Consider the following 12,522-nt stretch of genomic DNA (forward strand, 5'->3'; position numbering starts at 1 on the left):
GTTCACACCGTTTCCTGATTATTTTGATGTTTGTTTTGCTGCAGGCGCTGCTTTTCTTTTTCTACCTGCTGTGAGCGCCAAATATTGTTCAACACGTGCACCATCGCCTTGGCGGAGGACTCGACGATGTCGGTCGCCAGACCTACGCCGTGGAAGCGGCGGCCGTTGTAAGAGACCACGATATCTACCTGGCCCAGCGCGTCGCGGCCATGGCCCTTGGCGGTCAGCTGGTATTTCACCAGCTCGATCGGGTAGTCGGTGATGCGATTGATCGCCTGATAAACCGCATCGACCGGGCCATTGCCGGTGGCGGCTTCGGCTTTCTCTTCGCCGCCGCAGATCAGTTTCACCGAGGCGGTGGCCATGATGCTGCTGCCGGACTGCACGCTGAAGTAGCCCAGGCTGAAGTGCTCCGGCTCTTCCTGCTGTTTATTGATGAAGGCCAGCGCCTCCAGGTCATAGTCGAACACCTGGCCTTTTTTGTCGGCCAGCTTCAGGAAGGCGGCATACAGGGTATCCAGGTTGTAGTCCTGCTCCTGGTAGCCCATCTCTTCCATGCGGTGTTTCACCGCCGCGCGGCCGGAGCGGGAGGTCAGGTTCAACTGCACGTCCTTCAGGCCGATCGACTGCGGGGTCATGATTTCGTAGTTTTCGCGGTTCTTCAGCACGCCGTCCTGGTGAATGCCGGAGGAGTGGGCGAAGGCGTTGGAGCCGACGATCGCCTTGTTGGCCGGAATCGGCATGTTGCACAGCTGGCTGACGATCTGGCTGGTGCGGAAGATTTCCTGATGATTGATGTTGGTGTGCACGTTCATGATGTCCTGGCGCACTTTAATCGCCATGATCACCTCTTCCAGCGAACAGTTGCCGGCGCGCTCACCGATGCCGTTCAGGGTACCTTCCACCTGACGGGCACCGGCCTGTACCGCAGCGATGGAGTTGCCGACCGCCATGCCTAAATCGTCGTGGCAGTGTACGGAGATGATGGCTTTGTCGATGTTCGGCACGCGGTCATACAAGGTGGTGATGATGCCGCCGAACTGGTTCGGCGTGGTATAACCGACGGTGTCCGGAATATTGATGGTGGTGGCACCGGCGTTGATGGCGGCTTCGACCACGCGGCACAGATTGTCGATCGGCGTGCGGCCGGCGTCTTCACAGGAGAACTCTACGTCGTCGGTGTAGTTGCGGGCGCGTTTGACCGAGCGCACCGCCATCTCCAACACTTCATCGAACGAGCGTTTCAGCTTCGATTCAATGTGCAGGGTCGAGGTGGCCAGGAACACATGGATGCGGAACGCTTCAGCGACGCGCAGCGCTTCGGCGGCCACGTCGATGTCTTTGTCCACGCAGCGGGCCAGGCCGCAGACGCGGCTGTTCTTGATCTGGCGCGCGATGGTTTGCACCGACTCGAAGTCGCCCGGCGAAGAGACCGGGAAGCCAACCTCCATCACGTCTACGCCCATTCTCTCCAGCGCCAGCGCAATCTGAATCTTCTCTTTTACGCTCAGGCTGGCCTGCAATGCCTGTTCGCCATCACGCAGCGTGGTATCGAAAATAATGACTTGTTGGCTCATCGGTGCATTCCTTATCGTGTTGATTTCACGCTAAGCGGGCAAAAAAAAACCCGCGCAGTAGCGCGGGTTTCTTATGGGTGATCGGCTGAGTCAGCTCCGAACTTCGTCCACAGGCATACCGCGCAAACAAGATGCGTTAAGTAGTAGGCCTAGTAGACGGTGAGTACGGATCATAATGGTTCAGCTTCTCTTAAATTGGGTGTCTGCCTAATTTGATACGTGATTGGCCTGGCGATGTCAACACCTGATTGAATGCGGGGACAATGCACCGGCCAAGGGGCCAAACAGAGGATCATGCGGCAAAAAAGCGACGCCTTAGAGAAAAAACGGGGCCAGTTTGCGCGCTGCTTAGCATAAACGAATCGAATAGAGACTGCGCTAATTGCTTCTGGATTTCGTTGCGTTAAGATTTGTAATGAAAAATAAGAGCGATTAATCACGGGGGGCAATAAAATAACATTTTTAATACAAATGATTTAAATTGAATTCATATGATTAATTGATTGTTTTAGTCATAATATAACAAAATAATGCGTTTTTACACAAAGTGAGCGGTGTTTTTAGATGGTTTGATTGCTTATGATGTGTTTTTATAGTTTGTCCCATACTGTGCGGTTAGGTTGTTTAATTGTATTAATCATTGTTGATACCTAATTATTAGTACCACCCAGGTGGCATTCTTCCCGCTGACGGGAGAAGCTGCTGACATGCATTCCATATACGACTTATATCGTGACGATAACACGAGGTTTTTTATCGGCTGATGGCGGTAATGGCAGGATTTGTCGTGCAAAGATAAGACAATGCGGCGTTTCATTGTTTGTCGAGCATAAGGATTAGATTATCTACACAGGATTTAGTGGAGTGAAATATGGCTGAATATGATTCAGAAATCGCCATGGTCAAAGAGCCGGCGGACATTCATTTGCGCAGCGTCGATCTTAATTTGCTGACGGTGTTTGACGCCGTGATGCAAATGCAAAATATTACGCGAGCCGCTAATTCGTTGGGGATGTCGCAGCCGGCGGTGAGCAATGCGGTGGCGCGCCTGAAGGTGATGTTCAACGATGAGCTGTTCGTGCGCTGTGGGCGCGGGATCCAGCCCACCATGCGGGCCAGGCAGCTTTTTGGGCCGGTGCGGCAAGCGCTGCAGCTGGTGCAAAATGAGTTGCCGGGCGCCGAGTTCGAACCGTTGACCAGCACGCGAGCGTTCTCCCTGTCGCTGTGCAGCCCGCTCGATTTGCGTCTGGGCGCCGGGATAATCAATCACGTCAAACAGATCGCGCCGCAGCTTAACCTGCAAATAAAATCGTACATCAACAATAATATTGAGCATCAATTGCGTTATCAGGACGTCGAGTTTGTCATCGGCTACAGCCGTTTCGAATCGGCGGAGTTTCGCAGCCTGGCGATGTTCGACGACGAATTAGTGCTGGCGGTTGCGCAGGCGCATCCGAGAATAGGCGAGGAGGTGACGCCGGAGCACATACTGGCCGAGCAGCACGCTGCGGTTTCCCTAGAAAGTTTTGGATCGTTCAGTAAACCTTTTTATTTAGAGGAACCGATGCTGCGCGCCGTGACGCAACAGTGCACGGATCTTTACAGCGTGTTGAATATGGTGTCGCAAACGGAAATGGTGGCGATTGCGCCCGCTTGGTTGGTGCGGCAACAGGCGGAGGCGTTGAAAATAAAGGCGGTTCCTTTATGTGGCAACGATAATAAAGCCACTTGCTATCTCTCCTGGCATGAATCCTCCGAGCGGGATAAAGGCCACCAGTGGATGAAATCCGTCCTGATTGAGGCCGGTAACCCAAAGTAAAGCGATAAAAAATGGGAACCAAATAAAGATAATATTCAACTGAGCGTTTTTTTCTCATGATAAAAGCTAAGAACTATCTGTGTTTTTATTAAGATGTTTCTTGGTTTTACGGCGATAAAATAACTTATTTTCAGAGTGGGTTTGTTCGTTCAGCAAAAATAATTAATATAAATTAATATTCTGATTTTTACTTCCCGGCTGGTATTTTAAACTAACCGATGCGGCGGCCCGAATGGGCCGCGTTTTATTGCCGCCACCAAACCTTTTCCTTCCCATTCTGTCCAACCTATGGAAGCGCGAAAGCCGGCCTGAGTTTTGGCTCACACTTCTACGCTGAAATCACTTTTCCCTCTGCCTGAGAGTAGGTAGACTGCGCGGAAAAAAGTAAACACGTGTAAGCTGAGATGAGGGCCGCAAGGCGTCGTTCAGGCTTAACTGTATGATTCATTTCAGGCTTAGAGCACTATGATCACTAATCTGCTGCAATACCATCTTATCCATCGTATACAGCATCAAATCATCCACCGAGCCGATCGCACAGCTTTTCGCCAATGGTCGCCCAACGGCGAGTTTCAGTTGACCTGGGGAGAGGCCGCCACTCGTATTGATCGCATTGCCGCCGGGCTGCTGGGGCTTGGCGTCGACGTGCAAGAACGCATCGGTATTTTCGCCAATAACACGATGGCCTGGGCGTTGGCCGATCTCGCTATCCTGCATCTGCGCGGCGTCAGCGTGCCGCTGTATTCCACCAATACGCCGGCACAGGCGGCGTTCGTCACCAACGACGCCGACATCCGTATACTGTTCGTCGGCGAGCAGGCGCAGCTTGACGCCGCCATCGCGCTGCGCGGCGTCTGCCCACAGCTGCGTCATATTGTCGTCTTCGACGAGGGGGCCGATCTGCGCGGCTGCGAGATCGCACAGCATCTGAGCGTCTTCGAACGCGCTGCCGATCCGGCGGCTTTTGCCGCTCAACGTCGGCAGCGTATTGAAGAGTGCGACCTGCAGGATCTCTTCACCCTGATCTATACCTCGGGCACTACCGGCGAGCCGAAAGGGGTGATGCTGGACTACCGCAACCTGGCGGCGCAGCTTTACCTGCATGATGAAAGGCTGACGGTCGGCGAAGAAGATGTATCGCTCAGCTTCCTGCCGCTGTCGCACGTTTTTGAACGGGCCTGGAGCTTCTTTGTGATGCATTCTGGCGCGCAGAACGTTTTCCTGCCGAACACCGACTGGGTGCGGGAAGCGATGGGGCAGGTCCGCCCGACGCTGATGTGTGCGGTGCCGCGTTTCTACGAAAAGATTTTCAGCGCGGTGCACGAAAAAGTGGCGCGCGCCCCTTGGCTGCGCCGTGCGTTGTTCCACTGGGCGATCGTCTGCGGCGAGCGCAAATTCCTGCAGGAACGCGCCGGTAAACCGTTGGGCAAACTGTTCGACTTCACCCACCGCTGGGCCGATAAGCTGGTGTTGAGCAAGCTGCGCGGTATCCTCGGCGGCCGGGTGCGCTTTCTGCCGGCGGCGGGCGCCAAGCTGGACGACAATGTGATTCTGTTTTTCCAGGCGATGGGCGTCAACATCAAGTACGGTTACGGCATGACCGAAACCTGTGCGACCGTCTCCTGTTGGGAAGAGGGGCATTTCCGCTTCGGCTCTATCGGCAAACCGCTGCCGGAGGTTGAGGTGCGCATCGGTGAAGAAAATGAAATCCAGGTGCGCGGGCCGATCGTGATGCGCGGCTATTTCAACAAGCCGTTGGAAACCGCCGCGACCTTTACCGCAGACGGCTGGCTGAAAACCGGCGACGCCGGGGCGATCGATGAAGAGGGCAATCTGTTCATCACCGAGCGCCTGAAGGATTTGATGAAAACCTCCGGCGGCAAATACATCGCGCCGCAGATGCTGGAAGGCACGCTGGCGCAGGATCGCTTTATTGAGCAGGTGGCGATCATCGCCGATGCGCGCAAGTTCGTTTCCGCGCTGATCGTGCCGTGCTTTGAGTCGCTGGAAGAGTATGCGAAGTCAGTGAACCTGAAATACCAGGATCGTCTGGAGCTGCTGCGCAACGGCGAGATCCTCGAGATGTTCGAAAAGCGCCTGCGCGAAATGCAAAAGGAGCTGGCGCGCTTCGAACAGGTGAAGAAGTTCACTCTGCTGCCGGCGGCCTTTTCTATGGAGTTGGGGGAGTTGACGCCCACGCTGAAGCTGCGCCGTAAAGTGATCCTGCAGCGCTACCAGCGTGAAATCGACTCGATGTACCAGGAGCAGGCCTGACGCCGCCGCCGGAACGCGCGTCCGGCGAAAAAAACGGCATATTCTTCGCCTGATTTAGTTCTGTAATTTTCCCCCTGTTCGAAACAATGCCTAGCCCGATAACCCCAGGGCTAGCGCATTGTTTTTATAAAGCCGCGATCTCCAGCCGCTTGGCAATAACCCCGCTACCGTTAAGCTATTTTGCCGTTTGCCTGCCCCATATTCTGACGTTATGTTAATTCGATAGCGACAACCCATAAAAACTTTGGGGCATTGCCCCGCAGCAGGCGCTACGTTCCGGCGCCAGAGAAGAATAAGCAAGCCTGGAGGCAAACCCATGGAGATGTTGTCAGGAGCCGAGATGGTCGTCCGATCGTTAATCGATCAGGGCGTTAAGCATGTATTCGGCTACCCCGGCGGGGCGGTGCTCGATATCTACGACGCCCTGCATACGGTAGGAGGGATCGATCATATTCTGGTGCGCCACGAGCAGGGGGCGGTGCACATGGCTGACGGCTACGCGCGCGCCACCGGTGAAGTGGGCGTGGTGCTGGTGACCTCCGGCCCCGGCGCCACCAACGCCATTACCGGCATCGCCACCGCCTACATGGACTCGATCCCGATGGTGGTGCTGTCGGGGCAGGTGCCCAGCTCGCTGATCGGCTACGACGCCTTCCAGGAGTGCGATATGGTGGGGATTTCTCGCCCGGTGGTGAAGCACAGCTTCCTGGTAAAACGCACCGAAGACATCCCGGCGGTGTTGAAGAAGGCGTTCTACCTGGCTTCCAGCGGCCGCCCCGGCCCGGTGGTGATCGATCTGCCGAAAGATATCGTCGGCCCGGCGGTGCGGATGCCTTATGCCTACCCGCAGGACGTGAGTATGCGTTCTTATAACCCGACGGTGCAGGGGCACCGCGGGCAGATCAAACGCGCGTTGCAAACCATTCTGGCGGCCAAAAAGCCGGTGATGTACGTCGGCGGCGGCGCGATCAACGCCGGTTGCGAGGCCGAGCTGTTGGCGTTGGCGGAGCAGCTGAACCTGCCGGTGACCAGCAGCCTGATGGGATTGGGCGCTTTCCCCGGCACCCATCGTCAGAGCGTCGGCATGCTCGGCATGCACGGCACCTATGAAGCCAACAAAACCATGCACCATGCCGACGTGATCTTCGCCGTCGGCGTGCGCTTCGACGATCGCACCACGAATAATCTCGCTAAATATTGCCCGGACGCCACTGTGCTGCACATCGATATCGATCCGACCTCGATCTCCAAAACGGTGGACGCCGATATTCCGATCGTCGGCGATGCCAAGCAGGTGTTGGTTCAGATGCTGGAGCTGCTGGCGCAGGACGAGAAAGCGCAGGATCACGACGCGCTGCGCGATTGGTGGCAGTCTATTGAGCAGTGGCGTGCCCGCGACTGTCTGGGTTACGACAAGCACAGCGGCACCATCAAGCCGCAGGCGGTGATCGAAACCCTGCACCGCCTGACCAAAGGCGACGCCTATGTCATCTCGGACGTGGGCCAGCACCAGATGTTCGCCGCACTCTATTATCCGTTCGACAAACCGCGCCGCTGGATCAACTCCGGCGGCCTCGGCACCATGGGCTTCGGTTTGCCGGCGGCATTGGGTGTCAAGCTGGCGCTGCCGGAGGAAACTGTGGTGTGCGTGACCGGCGACGGCAGCATTCAGATGAACATTCAGGAGCTGTCCACCGCGCTGCAATATAACCTGCCGGTGGTGGTGGTGAACCTCAACAACCGCTATCTGGGCATGGTGAAGCAGTGGCAGGACATGATTTATTCCGGCCGTCACTCGCAGTCCTACATGGATTCGTTGCCGGACTTCGTCAAGTTGGCCGAGGCTTACGGCCATGTCGGCATCGCCATCCGCACGCCGGATGAGCTGGAAAGCAAGCTGGCGCAGGCGCTGGCGGAAAAAGAGCGGCTGGTGTTCGTCGACGTGACCGTCGATGAAACCGAACATGTTTACCCGATGCAGATCCGCGGCGGAAGCATGGACGAAATGTGGCTTAGCAAAACGGAGAGGACCTGATCATGCGCCGTATTTTATCTGTCTTGCTGGAAAACGAATCCGGCGCGTTGTCGCGCGTGGTCGGGCTGTTCTCTCAGCGCGGTTATAACATCGAGAGCCTGACGGTGGCACCGACCGACGATCCGACGCTGTCGCGCATGACTATCCAGACCGTCGGCGACGAGAAAGTGCTGGAGCAGATTGAGAAACAGCTGCACAAGCTGGTGGACGTGCTGCGCGTCAGCGAGCTGGTGCAGGGCGCTCACGTCGAGCGCGAGATCATGCTGGTGAAGCTGCAGGCCAGCGGCTACGGCCGTGAAGAGGTGAAGCGCTGCGCCGACATTTTCCGCGGCCAGATCGTTGATGTGACGGCGACGCTGTACACGGTACAGCTGGCCGGCACCAGCGACAAGCTCGACGCCTTCCTGAGCGCGGTGCGTGAAGTGGCGGAGATCGTGGAAGTGGCCCGTTCCGGCGTGGTTGGCGTGTCGCGCGGCGACAAAATCATGCGCTGAGCGCGGTCTGGCGGCGAATAATCGGGGGCGCGGCGTGGCTGCGCCCTTTGTTTTTCGGTATTTTTTGCCCGATTGCTGGCACCTTTCGGCAAAAGCGGTTGCTAGGCAGTGTTTTCTGCTGTTAGATCGCAGAGGCTGGATTGAATAACCGCACGGGATGTCATGGTTAATCCGAGCACAGCCTTCACTTCTATTTTCAGCGTCATTAAGGGGTTAATGTGAAACTGGATGAAATCGCGCGTCTCGCGGGCGTTTCGCGCACGACGGCCAGTTACGTCATCAACGGCAAGGCGAAGCAGTATCGTGTCAGCGATAAAACCGTCGAGAAAGTGATGGCCGTGGTCAGGGAGCATAACTATCACCCGAATGCCGTCGCGGCGGGGCTGCGTGCCGGGCGTACCCGTTCTATCGGTCTGGTGATCCCGGATCTGGAAAATACCAGCTATACCCGCATCGCCAACTACCTGGAACGCCAGGCGCGCCAGCGTGGCTACCAATTGCTGATCGCCTGTTCCGAAGATCAGCCGGACAACGAAATGCGCTGTATTGAGCACCTGCTGCAGCGCCAGGTGGACGCCATCATCGTCTCCACCGCCTTGCCGCCGGAGCATCCTTTCTATCAACGCTGGGCCAACGATCCGCTGCCGATCATCGCGCTGGACCGCGCGCTGGATCGCGAGCATTTCATCAGCGTCGTCGGGGCCGATCAGGAAGACGCCTTTGCGCTGGCGCAGGAGCTGCGCACCTTCCCGGCTGAATCGGTGCTGTATCTGGGCGCCTTGCCGGAGCTTTCGGTGAGCTTCCTGCGTGAGCAGGGCTTCCGTCAGGCCTGGCAAGAAGATCCCCGCCACGTCGATTATCTGTACGCCAACAGCTATGAACGTGAAGCCGCCGGCGCGCTGTTTGCCGAATGGCTGAAAACGCACCCGATGCCGCAGGCGTTGTTCACTACCTCGTTCTCGCTGTTGCAGGGCGTGATGGACGTGACGCTGAAGCAACGTGGCCGTTTGCCGACCGATCTGGCGATTGCCACCTTCGGCGACCATGAACTGTTGGATTTCCTCGAGTGCCCGGTGCTCGCGGTGGCGCAGCGCCATCGGGACGTAGCCGAACGCGTGCTGGAGCTGGTGTTGGCCAGCCTGGACGAACCGCGTAAACCCAAACCGGGGTTGACGCGTATTCGCCGCAATCTGTTCCGCCGCGGTAGCCTGAGCCGCAAATAGTTCGCTCTACAGGAGCCCGGCGTGTTGGGCTCCTGATTTAAACGTACCCCGCCACCCGGAACAGCCGCCGGCAATACTCCAGGAAATAGCCATACACCACGCCCATCGCCATGGAGACCAGCGCATTGCTGGTGACCGCCGCCAGCATTTGTTGACCGTCGGCGCCTACGCTCCATAGAATGGCGGCATAAACCGGCGACTGGAAGCTGACGTAGGCCAGCAGGTCGGCGAGGTTGCGCAGCACGAACTGGCCGCGCGGGCAGCGGCGCGCCGTGCGGATAAACAGATCGCGATGGCGGCCGTAAGGCCAGGCGATCAGGATGTTGACCGGGATCGACAGCAGGCGCGAAGAGAGGGATTGCTGGAAGCTCATGCCGGAGATCAACACTTCTATCGCCATACCGGCGATAAAGCAGTACACCACCAGTGCGAACGTATCGGCAGCGGCGCTACGCCAGTGAGCGGCGGGCGAAAGCATGTGTTATCCCTATTGGTTAAAATGCCGTTAAATTATTAATAATTGGATGTTAATTCTAGTTTTTAGCATTATTGTTAGTTTACTAATCTGCATTGTGTTTTTTAACTAGATTTATATTTTTATTTTTAACATTTGTTCGGTTTTTGTCCCGTAGAACGGAGGTTCAGGATGGGGCGGAGAGATTAAAATCGGCATTTTTAAATAAATCGATAAAAAACATAAGGTTGCGATTTTTGATGTTTGAAGGGGATTTTTTCCGGCAAAAATTGTGGAAATAAAGGTGTAAGAAAATGAAACCATAATTGTAAACAGGTATTTTGGGAATAATCTTACCAAATTGATTTAAATCGAAATTACTTCTGCTCGTAATATCCGAACCATTTATTTTTATCGCGGCCGCATCACGGCCATGCAAATTGAAGTAAAATAGCGCCCGGTTTTACGGTGAATAACGATTGAGCGTTATTAACTCAAGGAGTTATGGCCTTATTCCGCGATCGGTTCGCCCGACGCCGAGCCTTGGCGGGCGCGGCTCGCCAGCGGTTACGGCCCTGAGATTGCCGAGCTGAAAAATGAGACATGGCTTGCAGAAGGAAGTAATGAGTTAATTAATCGCCAGTTCGTCAGGTTTTTAATCAGATTCTTTCCGCTTAGAAAATTCTCTCCGTTTATCATGATGTTAATTTTTAATCGTCGAATAATCAGAGTTTCTTTCGCGAGTCAGCTCCCAAAATGACCAGAGAAATATTGCCAAAGCGCTGGCGCTCTGGCTTGACAAGGTTTTCATACCCTCCGTAAACTCCATTGTGTGGGAATTTGTGGGGTAAAGTGGTGAAAACGGTCACTAAGGGGTAGCTCAGGAATGTTCCGTGGAGCGACGATGGTCAACCTCGACAGCAAAGGGCGGCTCGCCGTACCTACCCGATATCGGGAATTGCTCAACGAGGAATCGCAAGGCCAAATGGTCTGTACCATTGACCTCCATCAGCCCTGCCTGCTGCTTTATCCTTTGCCCGAATGGGAAATTATTGAACAAAAATTATCACGTCTGTCGAGCATGAATCCCGCCGAGCGCCGCGTTCAGCGCCTGCTGCTGGGGCATGCCAGTGAGTGTCAGATGGATAGTGCCGGTCGTTTGCTGCTCGCCAATACGCTGCGGCAGCACGCCGGACTCACGAAAGAAGTGATGCTGGTCGGTCAGTTCAACAAGTTTGAACTGTGGGATGAACAGACCTGGTATCAACAAGTCAAGGATGATATTGACGCTGAACAGTCGACTCAGGAACCGTTGTCTGAGCGGCTACAGGACTTGTCGCTATAAGCATGTTGGAAAACTATAAACACACCACCGTCCTGCTGGACGAAGCCGTCAACGGCCTCAACATCCGCAGCAACGGCATATATATCGACGGTACTTTTGGTCGCGGTGGCCATTCTCGTCTGATTCTGTCCCAGCTGGGGCCGGAAGGGCGCTTGCTGGCGATTGACCGTGACCCTCAGGCGATTGCAGCCGCCAAATCTATTGAAGATCCTCGTTTTACCATCGTACACGGCCCATTTTCCGAGTTGTCGCACTATGTGCGGGAGCGCGAACTGGTCGGCAAGATCGACGGCGTTCTGCTCGATCTGGGCGTTTCCTCGCCGCAGCTTGACGATGCGGAGCGCGGATTCTCCTTTATGCGCGATGGTCCGCTGGACATGCGCATGGATCCGTCCACCGGCCTGTCTGCCGCGGAATGGCTGATGAAGGCCGAGGCGGACGACATCGCCTGGGTGCTGAAAACCTTTGGCGAAGAGCGTTTCGCCAAGCGCATCGCGCGCGCCATCGAGGAAAGAAACCGCGTGGAGCCGATGACGCGCACCAAAGAGTTGGCGGATCTGATTGCCGATGCCAGCCCGTTCCGTGAAAAGCACAAACATCCGGCGACGCGCAGCTTCCAGGCGATTCGTATCTATATCAACAGCGAGCTGGAAGAGATCGAGCGTGCGCTCGACGGCGCGCTGGAAGTGCTGGCCCCACAGGGCCGTTTGTCGATCATTAGCTTCCACTCGCTGGAAGACCGCATCGTCAAACGCTTTATGCGTCACCATAGCCGCGGCGCTCAGGTGCCGGCGGGCATTCCGTTGACCGAAGAGCAACTGCGCAGCATGGGCGGGCGAACGCTGAAAGCGCTGGGCAAAATGATGCCGTCGGAAGCGGAAGTGGCGGACAACCCGCGTGCGCGCAGCTCGGTGCTGCGTATTGCTGAGAGGATGCCCGCGTGATCGGCAACGAACGTCACGGTTTGGTCGGGGTCATTGGCGGCGACCTGCTGCGCAACGCCAAGATCCCCATGATTTTACTGATTGCGTCACTGGTCTCCGCGATTTTCGTGGTGACCACCGCGCACCGCACCCGCCTGCTGACCGCCGAGCGCGAACAGCTGGTTCTGGAGCGCGATGCGCTGGATATCGAGTGGCGCAACCTGATTTTAGAAGAGAACGCCCTCGGCGATCACAGCCGGGTTGAACGTATCGCGACAGAAAAACTGCAGATGCAACACGTTGATCCATCGCAGGAAAATATCATCGTTAAACAATGAATGGTTTAACCGGAATAATGACACGGAGTAGAAAGGAAAC

The 12,522-nt window shown here is 55.9% G+C and carries 10 protein-coding genes; 8 read left to right on the forward strand and 2 right to left on the reverse strand.

From position 1 onward, the window contains the following. Positions 1 to 2 precede the first annotated feature (2 nt). Positions 3 to 1,577, reverse strand: coding sequence for a 2-isopropylmalate synthase (leuA, locus tag FUU19_RS03345; protein WP_004932820.1), 1,575 nt, complete (start codon positions 1,575 to 1,577; stop codon positions 3 to 5). Positions 1,578 to 2,448: 871 nt separating this feature from the next. Here leuA and leuO point away from each other — a divergent pair. The 5 genes from leuO to cra all read left to right on the forward strand — a co-directional run bounded on the left by leuO (position 2,449) and on the right by cra (position 9,422). Next, a complete protein-coding gene (gene leuO, locus FUU19_RS03350; protein WP_141970980.1) occupies positions 2,449 to 3,396 on the forward strand; it encodes a transcriptional regulator LeuO in 948 nt (315 codons plus the stop codon). Positions 3,397 to 3,861: 465 nt separating this feature from the next. After that, positions 3,862 to 5,670, forward strand: a complete 1,809-nt coding sequence (locus FUU19_RS03355) for an AMP-dependent synthetase/ligase (RefSeq protein ID WP_230489600.1) — start codon at positions 3,862 to 3,864, stop codon at positions 5,668 to 5,670. A 316-nt stretch (positions 5,671 to 5,986) separates the two neighbouring features. Next, entirely contained in the window at positions 5,987 to 7,705 is a 1,719-nt protein-coding gene (ilvI, locus tag FUU19_RS03360) for an acetolactate synthase 3 large subunit (protein WP_230489601.1), read from the forward strand. A gap of 2 nt (positions 7,706 to 7,707) precedes the next feature. Beyond that, a complete protein-coding gene (ilvN, locus tag FUU19_RS03365) occupies positions 7,708 to 8,199 on the forward strand; it encodes an acetolactate synthase small subunit (protein ID WP_004932806.1) in 492 nt (163 codons plus the stop codon). Positions 8,200 to 8,417: 218 nt separating this feature from the next. Next, positions 8,418 to 9,422 carry a catabolite repressor/activator gene (cra, locus tag FUU19_RS03370; RefSeq protein ID WP_004932801.1) on the forward strand — a complete coding sequence of 335 codons (1,005 nt, stop codon included), beginning with the start codon at positions 8,418 to 8,420 and terminating at the stop codon, positions 9,420 to 9,422. Between the two features lie 37 nt (positions 9,423 to 9,459). Here cra and FUU19_RS03375 read toward each other — a convergent pair whose 3' ends face one another. Beyond that, positions 9,460 to 9,900, reverse strand: a complete 441-nt coding sequence (locus tag FUU19_RS03375) for an L-alanine exporter AlaE (protein ID WP_230489603.1) — start codon at positions 9,898 to 9,900, stop codon at positions 9,460 to 9,462. 862 nt (positions 9,901 to 10,762) lie between these two features. On the opposite strand from FUU19_RS03375, the gene mraZ reads away from it, so the two are divergent. The 3 genes from mraZ to ftsL are packed head-to-tail and all read left to right on the forward strand — an operon-like array spanning position 10,763 to position 12,482. After that, positions 10,763 to 11,221, forward strand: coding sequence for a division/cell wall cluster transcriptional repressor MraZ (gene mraZ, locus FUU19_RS03380; protein WP_025159638.1), 459 nt, complete (start codon positions 10,763 to 10,765; stop codon positions 11,219 to 11,221). 2 nt (positions 11,222 to 11,223) lie between these two features. Beyond that, positions 11,224 to 12,165, forward strand: a complete 942-nt coding sequence (gene rsmH / locus FUU19_RS03385) for a 16S rRNA (cytosine(1402)-N(4))-methyltransferase RsmH (protein ID WP_230489604.1) — start codon at positions 11,224 to 11,226, stop codon at positions 12,163 to 12,165. After that, complete coding sequence (gene ftsL, locus FUU19_RS03390) at positions 12,162 to 12,482, forward strand: cell division protein FtsL (protein ID WP_033651674.1); 321 nt, start codon at positions 12,162 to 12,164, stop codon at positions 12,480 to 12,482. The genes rsmH and ftsL overlap by 4 nt, the downstream gene beginning before the upstream one ends. The last annotated feature ends 40 nt before the right edge of the window (positions 12,483 to 12,522 follow it).

Origin of the sequence: Serratia montpellierensis (assembly GCF_020858655.1) — a bacterium.
GTDB lineage: Bacteria > Pseudomonadota > Gammaproteobacteria > Enterobacterales > Enterobacteriaceae > Serratia > Serratia montpellierensis.

What these genes read in the sequence shown, in the direction of transcription:
- leuA (WP_004932820.1), bottom strand. Translation starts at nt 1,577, where the DNA reads ATGAGCCAACAAGTCATTATTTTCGATACCACGCTGCGTGATGGCGAA.
- leuO (WP_141970980.1), top strand. Translation starts at nt 2,449, where the DNA reads ATGGCTGAATATGATTCAGAAATCGCCATGGTCAAAGAGCCGGCGGAC.
- FUU19_RS03355 (WP_230489600.1), top strand. Translation starts at nt 3,862, where the DNA reads ATGATCACTAATCTGCTGCAATACCATCTTATCCATCGTATACAGCAT.
- ilvI (WP_230489601.1), top strand. Translation starts at nt 5,987, where the DNA reads ATGGAGATGTTGTCAGGAGCCGAGATGGTCGTCCGATCGTTAATCGAT.
- ilvN (WP_004932806.1), top strand. Translation starts at nt 7,708, where the DNA reads ATGCGCCGTATTTTATCTGTCTTGCTGGAAAACGAATCCGGCGCGTTG.
- FUU19_RS03375 (WP_230489603.1), bottom strand. Translation starts at nt 9,900, where the DNA reads ATGCTTTCGCCCGCCGCTCACTGGCGTAGCGCCGCTGCCGATACGTTC.
- mraZ (WP_025159638.1), top strand. Translation starts at nt 10,763, where the DNA reads ATGTTCCGTGGAGCGACGATGGTCAACCTCGACAGCAAAGGGCGGCTC.
- rsmH (WP_230489604.1), top strand. Translation starts at nt 11,224, where the DNA reads ATGTTGGAAAACTATAAACACACCACCGTCCTGCTGGACGAAGCCGTC.